This window comes from Candidatus Culexarchaeum yellowstonense (assembly GCF_024707025.1).
Lineage (GTDB): Archaea > Thermoproteota > Methanomethylicia > Culexarchaeales > Culexarchaeaceae > Culexarchaeum.
Window position 1 is genome coordinate 1 of the sequence record NZ_JANGFQ010000064.1, and the last position, 8,171, is coordinate 8,171.

Genomic DNA, 8,171 nt, shown 5'->3' on the forward strand with positions numbered 1-8,171 from the left:
TCCCCTCCAAGTCTCACTATACCTCTTGTAGTTTTGAACATTACATTAGCTACGTAGACAAGTAAAGCAGGATATTGCTCAAGGTTATAGCCATAGAAATTAACTTTATACATATAACCGGGTTCCGCAATTTTTTGAGTTGTCAATTTGATACCAAGTCTGATTAAAGGTTTTAAGCGCTTATAGTACTCTACCTTTTTTGTCATATTTTGTTCAAGAGCTGCACATACATAATGCTTTAATTTGTCTATGCTTATTAGTTCATTTCCTACGCAGAAGAAGTATCGCTCCCTTGATCTGATGAGCGGCCCCCAAAGTAATGGTTCATCGCAACTGCTAGTAAATAAGTCTAGGGAATTTCCTTTAAGCTTTTCAGCAAGGGTTTTAATGTCTAAGATGTTTTCTTTACAAACGTCCCCGCTGAGATATATTCCAGCTGTCACTCCAAGGGCTCCTAGAACAGTAGAAGGTAGTGGAATTGCATAAATGAGTTCTCTTGAGAACATTTCAGTACCTCCTGTATGGACTGTAGCAAACCTTAATGCTTCAATAACTTCAAATATGACTTCCCTCATGGATAACCCCTCATGATCCTATATGCTTCCATGAGCCATGAAAAGGCGCTGAGCTCCAAGCTCTCACGTTCTTCGATGAACAATGGTACTTTTCCCTTCTGCTTCCCCTTCATTATCTTAATTAATTCATTTGTAAGTCCATTAAAGACTTCTCCCTTAAATTTACCTTGAGGTGTGTTTCTGCTTAGTACATGTAATACCATTTGATGAGCAACATCCCAGTAATCATTTTTAACTGCCATTTCCACAGCCTCCCTAATTTGGTCATAATCCTCCGGGACACTCGCTGACAATTGAAGAGAAGTATTGGCAAGCCACATGAGTTCTAGAACTTTAAATGCACTACTCACAACATTCGTTAATCCACATTGTTCATCGCTTTTATCAGTAAGTGGTAATATGGAAAGATTGCTACTTCTCGAACTTGAAAGCACAAGTGTGTTTTTTGAAAACTCTTTGTCACATATACTCCATTTTGTTTCTTTAGCCACGTCATCCAATAGCATTGTACACTCGGAAATTTCACTGGACATGAGGTCAAGTATGTTTACAAATCGTAAAGAGAAACTTTTCCCATATACTACCGGAGCTGGAATTGCATAATTACTAATTTTATGGAACCCGTACTCCCCATGATACGTATTGTACAGAAGCTCAACTGTGGCTAGCCCAGTTTCGACGGGTAAGAGTGCTAAGTCGTCGTCACCACCACTAAAAATGGGACTACCATGAAGTTTAAATTCGACATTTATTGAATCTTTCAAAGCCGTTACCATCAGTACTGTCGAGAGTATAAGCGAATATGTTGTACTTGGCAAAAGAAGCTCTTCACCAATAACCTTATTGAGCTTATTTAAAAAGGATTCTACAATACTTTTAGCCGTATCAAAAGCTTTAGCAATATCTTCTTCCCCTCTTTCTTTTGCTTCCTTCCACAATTTTTCAAACAACTTGAAGTAACTATCTATTTTAATTTTACCCCTGCTAAGGTCTCCCACATTGTCAGCATCAGCCCTGAGAATACAATAGTAATTCCTAAAAGTTACTAGGAATTTTTCCGGAAGTTGAAAGCCCTTTACCGCATAGATATCAGTTAATTCTTCAGATAATTTTCCAAGTAGGTTTTGGAGTTGTTCTCGTGATATCAATTCATGGAACACAAAATTAAGTGCTTTCTCATACATTGATCTAGCACTTTCCGGATTTTGATCAAGCATCGAATCGAAGCTTTTCCCTTCTTCCTCAATATATTGTGCGACTTTACTTCCTTCATCCCCTAACTTCCTAAGGTAACTGGTTAAGTTTAAAAGTTGGTTTCTTACAAAACTCATTGAAACATCTTCAGTGCTATCAAATTTGATTCCGAGACTTTCCTCAAAACTTTTGATACTTTCCTTGATGTTCGTGTAAAGCGCCCGTTTCATTAAGCAGAATGGACCTAATGCTTCACCGGGTTTTACATAAACTTTTAGTCTTTCAATATCCTCTTTTGAAAGGGAGAGATCTGCAAGTTTGTTTAGCGCGTCATTGCTGTATTCGAGAAGTCTGGGTCTTCTGACATCCTTCCCGAGCTTAATAATCGCTGGCTCGGTACCACATGTAGTGCATAAAAGATAACCAACACCTTTCTTGTCATAAAATTTCTCAAAGTCAACGATAGGCTTAAAGGTATTTTCTCCTAACGTAAACCAAGCTTTTGGTGGTACAATTTTCCTTCTAGCTTTGCGGCTTAGTTCTTCAAATAGAAGTGCTATGAGTGCTTGCCACGTCAACCTTTTATTTATATCTTCTTCACTTACTCCTAATTTGAGAAGTTCATATTTTGCCTCCACTAAGGCCTTTAAAATTTTGGGCTTGTCTTCTATTGTAGCTTCACCTTCTAAAGCTCTAAGCCACTCTCTGTAATATTTGTTAATATTAATTACTGCAATGCGAGGTCTTAACAACCCCTCGAAGACCTTTGATTCTTCTTCCTTAATTTTTCTAAACAACTTAATGAGTGGAGTTTCGCTTCCTTTAATCTTGAGAAGCCTAGCAAGAGCATCATATGGTTCTTCAAATTCCCCTTTTTCACCTGATGCTAATGTGAGTATCAAGTCATAAGCTTCGATGAATCTTTTTTTCACGATACCCTCGACTAAATGATCACTAAGCTCCTGTCCCCTTAAATCTCTTTCAGGCAAAATGAAAGCCGTGGTGCCAGGTATTATGGGGAATTTTAAAGGGAAACATTGTAAGGGAATAATTCCCATTTGTCTATGAGTTCCAAGTTCAACCATCCTTGTGTATAGAGCTTCGAAAACTTGTCGAGATTCATCACGTGCATTTAACTTGGCACAGAGAAACGCATGATAATAGGGGTTAAAGCGAGGTGAGGGTTTCAAGAGTATGTCTGCCCCATATTCCCAGATTAAAGGCCAAACCGTTAACCAGCTGAGCATAGAGACAATCCAACTTCCAGCCCAAAAATCACCAGCCTTCCTAGCTGTTCCAACAATTCGTTGAATACCTGGAATATCTACGAGAGTAGCATAACCACCAACTTCGCCTTTTGGCCATAGCATATTTAAGGTTAAGGCTGTTGCATATACGTGATCGAAAAGTGTGTGGGTAGGAGCTCTCGTATCAGCCAAGCTAGGTGGAAGTCCATTTACTATCCACAGAGTTTCGTAGAGTGCATAAAGAGCATGATAAGTACAGCGTGAATCATTGCTAAAAACGGATATTTGACCTGCTAAACCATTAAGGAACTTCTCTACATCTGAATACTTTGGAGGTTTTATCTCTAACGAGAAATCCGGGTTAAAGATGTTATGAAGTCTATTGTACTTAAATATTCGTCCTACTCCTCTAAAAGCGAAGTTTGTAATCCATCTGTCCGAGGTGGAAGCCATATCATCAGCGAAGTTAACGAGCTTATCGTAATTCTCAAAGCTCCCGAATATTGAACGTAAACCTAGTAACCTCCATATGTTTTGTGCTTCCTTTACATGTCCCCCCTCAGCAGCTTTTAAATCACCACCGACAATCCACATTTTATGTGGAGGATCATGAAGGAGAGCCCAGGCTTTTGCTCCAAAGTATTCTTTTTCAATATCATTATCCGATTTTAGGTTTCTCATGCTAACATCAATGTAGATGGAAAAACATATATAATTTTTCCTCCAACATAAAGAGTGTGAGCAGTTCAGAAACTTCCAAATTACTATTCATCTATGCACTCACTCCTTTACATCCAGGCGCTGGGAGAATTAGCGTTCCAAGCCCCGTGGATCTTCCTATTCAACGCGATGAATTCGGTTTTCCTACTATTTGGTCCTCTAGTTTGAAGGGTGTTTTACGTTCAAGTTTTCAGCTTAAGGCAAGTAGTGTTCAAGATGATGTCAACCGTGTTGTGGAGGAGACATTTGTAAGGGCAGTCTTCGGACCTGAACCGGCAAGTCCTGAGGTTTCTGAATATTCATCGTCTTTCTCACTTCTCGATGCTAGATTATTAATTATACCTGCGCGCTCCCTTAAAGGAATATGGATCTACTTAACATCGCCACATTTACTTACTTATTACAAGACATACCTTGAAATCGCCGCAATTTATTCTCCTCAATTGAAGGGGCAACTAGAAAGACTTGATAGTCTTATTAAGAACGTTGAACAGAAGTTCCATAATAAGGGTTTAAATGCAGATCGTTTTGCATTTGTTAGCGATGAAGAATGCATTCTTAAAGGGGAAAAAGGGTCTTTAGTTATCCTTAATGAAGAAGAATTCTATGCTGAAGTATTTAAGGATCTGACAGACATATGGGGAATGTTACCAGAGGATATTGAGCGGAGAAGTATAGCCATTGTAAGTGACAATAGTGCAAAGAACCTAGTTAAGAAGAGCCTTATAATACAACCTCGTATAAGACTGAATTATGAATCTAAAACGGTCGAGAGAGGTGGGCTTTGGGATGAGGAATATTTGCCACAACGCACATTGCTAGTTACCCTTGCATATGCAAAAACTCCTAAACAAAGTATTAATAATATAGCGAAGAAAGTAGCTCAGAAAGTTTTAGGTGAACAATATGGTGAAACTAAACTTGAAGAAATCATAAAAGTTGCGACGGAAAAGATCGGTACTCTCACTGCAGATAAAACTCTCCAAAAACTCTCGGAACAAAAGTTTGCTATACTTGGCGGTAAGGAAACCATAGGAAAAGGCATAGTAAAACTCATATGGTGTTAATTAGGGTGATCATAAATGGAGATATACTCCAAAGACTTTACGCTTGATTTCGCATTAAAATGCATTGAAACCCTTCGCTCTGCTTATGGGAATAAGCATGATGTGACGAAGAAATTTAGGAGCAGATGTAGGAATCTCATAGAGTCAATTTATTATTCGGGATTAACATACACATTAGCATACATAGCCTCGAAAGGGGGTAACGTAGTCCTTGAAAATGCGCTTCAAGCAAATTCACCAAAGGATATAGTTGAATATATCAAGAGTCAATACTCTCAGTCAGAAGAAGCATCTTATGCACTTTACGGTTCGTTCCTCATAGCATTGCTGAGACAGCTTGAAGCTCCAGAAATCGTTAACGCTAAAAGTTTCCTCGAGATACTTAGAAACCTCAATACATCGACAACATTACCTGTAACTGAAGAAAAAGCATTAAGATTTGCTGAATGGTTAAAAAGATTGGCAGAAGCTCTGTTCGAGGCTGAATAAATATGAGCTTGGTTGAACTTGAATTAGAACTTGAAACCCCTCTTCTAATTGGAGGATATGACCCGTTAAAGCTGGACGAAATGTGGTTTTTAAGACCAAGCGAAGTAAAGGGTATATGGAGGTGGTGGGCTAGAGCTCTTGTTGCTGGAGCTCTGTATGATGCAGGTAAACTTAAAGGTCAAAACGCTTCGAAAGGAGTTCTAAAAGTTCCAAGCAGTAAAGAGGTAGAAGAAATATCGAAAATAGTTGGTAAAGATATGGGACTTGGCTATGCAGACCCACAAGGTAAATCAAGTGAAGCATCTAATTATTCCATCATAGTGACACCTCTTCAGAATGTAGAAAAACTGAAAAAAGCAATATGTGGAGATAGTCTCCGAAAAGAAGATATTAAAAACCTTCAAAGAATCTCTTTACTATGTCTTAAGGGTAAGGAAAGAACAGAGGGTATAAAGGAGGAGAAAGTGCTTGAATATTTGGAGCCTGGTGCACGTTTCCTATTAAGAGTTGAAAAACATTTGCCTACAGAGCATAAAGGGGCAAACGCAGCTCTTTCAGCTCTATCTTTAGCTTTGACATTTAATGGTTTCGGAAAAGGTGGCAGAAGAGGTCTTGGATGTTTTCGGGTTGTTAGCTCTAGTGGCAAATATGCCGAGCTATTTGACCCAAAGCTTCCTGCAATTGAAAAATTAAATAATGCTATCACTGCTGTTAGAGATCTTCTTAAAATTAAAGTCATTGAAGAAGGTGTTGGTGAACTTCCACCACTTCCTCTCATCAGTGCTAGGAGGTTAGCGATGAGTTATACAATAAAAGAAGAACACGTGTTACGTCCTTTCCAAGTTTTAGAAGTGAGTGGAGACAGTTCACAACGAATACTAACAAATCTCCACAACTTCTTTTTAAGAGGTGCAAGAGTTAAGCAATTCTTCAAGAGTTACAAAGCCATGGACAATCTAAGAGAGAAGTATAATGCATGGGTGCTTGGCTTACCAAGAAAACAAAAGATAAAGTTAAATTTAGGAGGACAAAAACAGGAAGAAATGCAGAAGCGAAAAAGACAAAAAATAGAGGTAGAATTAGGTTACTTTATTAAGAGTGAAGACATAGAAAGGAGAGCCTCACCTTTCATACTGGCACTTCATGGAAATATTGCTTATCTTTCTGTTTTTGTTTCTGCAGATTGGCCAAGGCAGCTCGAATGGGTAGGCAATCCTAAAATTAAAAAGAATGAAAAAGGTAATGTTGAAAAAGTTGTAACCGATTCGCAACTCATTGAGCTTAATGAAGCAAAAATTGTTGATGCAATTATAGATGCTCTTAAAGAGTTTATTGATTATGCTAAAAAGTGTGGGTTTAGGTGGATTTTATATGTCCCTAAGAAATAAATTATTTATTACAGGAGGGAACGTTGTCAGCTTCCTTAAGTGGAAATTTATTTTAAAGGTGGAAGAGCAAATAAGAGAGATGGAAGAATCTAGAAAGGAGACTATTAAGCGGAGACGCCAAGTTGACGGAAAAGATTTGAAAAGATCATTGAGTGAGTTTAGATATGAGATTGCTAAACAACTTTATGAGGCATATTCTTCTAAAGAAGATATTGCTATATTGTTAACGGAAGCCAAAAAGCTTATTGATGAATCTGTTAAGGCTCTTGATGAATTGGGTTACACTAAAATTGTGGATTCAAATTTCATAACACTAACTCCTCTTGCCATTGGTCTTCACAATCCCTATACTGAGCCGCTTGAAATATCCATAGCTTGGGATCCCTACATTAACTTGCCATATATCCCCGCTTCATCACTAAAAGGGGCTGTAGCTTCACTTGCATGGGCAAATGGCAGTAAATTATACGACTTACTTAGCAAAAAAGATGAGGCATCGCCAATTGTTTTCCTCGACTCATATCCCGTTGAAGTATTTGGTAAAAGTTTACTTGCATTGGACATAATAAATCCACATTATCGTGAAGCAGAAGGAAAAATAAGTGAACCAGAAAGTAGTCCAACACCTTTACGATTTCTTGTCGTTTCAAAACATGTTGCCTTTAGAGTTGTCATATGTATTGCAAAACGATGGTTCACTTTCCATAAGCAAAAGCTTAACCTCAATGAACTTACAGCATTAGTCAGCAATGCCATTTCAAGAGGTGTAGGCGCAAAAACATCTCTCGGCTATGGTCGCCTTAGCCAAAAACATTTCACTTCGGCTGATTCTTAGTCTTAGAAATTTATAAGGATTGCTTCATTCAAAATAAGCATAAAAATCTTCCTTATATCGATGGAAAAAGGAAGACAGGAAAACTTGGTTAAATCTTCCTTCGTTACATATACTGCAATAAAAATGGAAAATTACTGCTAATAGTGATTGACGTAAAGTGAAAAAGACTTATCAGTCAATTTAAACTGTTCTTAGAAAAAGTTTTGAAGATAAGAATGAGGCGAAAATTCTTCTTGAATATGGCATAATAGAGCTTAAAGGAACTCATTAACGTTTACAAAATAAAAATTTAATTTTTAAAAGTACTAGAAAGAAAATAAGTGGTGATATGCAACCTTCTAACATTCAATTAATTGTAAATTTTAGTTTACTGTGTAGTTAACTATAATTTGTCGATATACTTTTCGACTATTGCCGAAAAATTTACGAATAGCTTCACCATTAACCCTACCATCAACTGGTACAAACATCATCAGTTTAATGCAAGTTTTGCTTGTGCCATGATAACTTCTGAATTAATCATGCCAAAAACCTTAAAAACCCAAAAAGAGAAAAGAAAATATCGGAACCCCATAAAGGGAATTGAAAGATTTTCCTGTCGATGTTTGCCCTATCTGAAATTATTTCGAACCCCATAAAGGGAATTGAAAGCTTCT

At 37.6% G+C, this 8,171-nt stretch carries 6 protein-coding genes; 4 read left to right on the top strand and 2 right to left on the bottom strand.

Translation table 11 applies throughout. The features are described 5' to 3' along the window. Both MRT15_RS07510 and cas10 read right to left on the bottom strand, forming a co-directional pair. Nucleotides 1-575 (bottom strand): hypothetical protein (locus tag MRT15_RS07510; RefSeq protein ID WP_304329402.1); only part of this gene is annotated, 575 nt, incomplete at its 3' end. Continuing rightward, a complete protein-coding gene (gene cas10, locus MRT15_RS07515) occupies nucleotides 572-3,697 on the bottom strand; it encodes a type III-B CRISPR-associated protein Cas10/Cmr2 (RefSeq protein WP_304329404.1) in 3,126 nt (1,041 codons plus the stop codon). The genes cas10 and MRT15_RS07510, both read right to left, overlap by 4 nt. 56 nt (nucleotides 3,698-3,753) lie before the next feature. On the opposite strand from cas10, the gene cmr4 reads away from it, so the two are divergent. The 4 genes from cmr4 to cmr6 are packed head-to-tail and all read left to right on the top strand — an operon-like array spanning nucleotide 3,754 to nucleotide 7,515. Next, a complete protein-coding gene (gene cmr4, locus MRT15_RS07520) occupies nucleotides 3,754-4,803 on the top strand; it encodes a type III-B CRISPR module RAMP protein Cmr4 (protein ID WP_304329406.1) in 1,050 nt (349 codons plus the stop codon). 15 nt (nucleotides 4,804-4,818) lie between these two features. Next, on the top strand, nucleotides 4,819-5,292 hold the full coding sequence (gene cmr5, locus MRT15_RS07525; RefSeq protein ID WP_304329408.1) for a type III-B CRISPR module-associated protein Cmr5: 474 nt from the start codon (nucleotides 4,819-4,821) through the stop codon (nucleotides 5,290-5,292). Nucleotides 5,293-5,294: 2 nt separating this feature from the next. Further along, a complete protein-coding gene (locus MRT15_RS07530) occupies nucleotides 5,295-6,680 on the top strand; it encodes an RAMP superfamily CRISPR-associated protein (RefSeq protein WP_304329409.1) in 1,386 nt (461 codons plus the stop codon). Further along, the gene (gene cmr6 / locus MRT15_RS07535) at nucleotides 6,664-7,515 is read left to right on the top strand and encodes a type III-B CRISPR module RAMP protein Cmr6 (protein WP_304329411.1); all 852 of its coding nucleotides are present in this window, start codon (nucleotides 6,664-6,666) and stop codon (nucleotides 7,513-7,515) included. The genes MRT15_RS07530 and cmr6 overlap by 17 nt, the downstream gene beginning before the upstream one ends. Nucleotides 7,516-8,171: the final 656 nt, after the last annotated feature.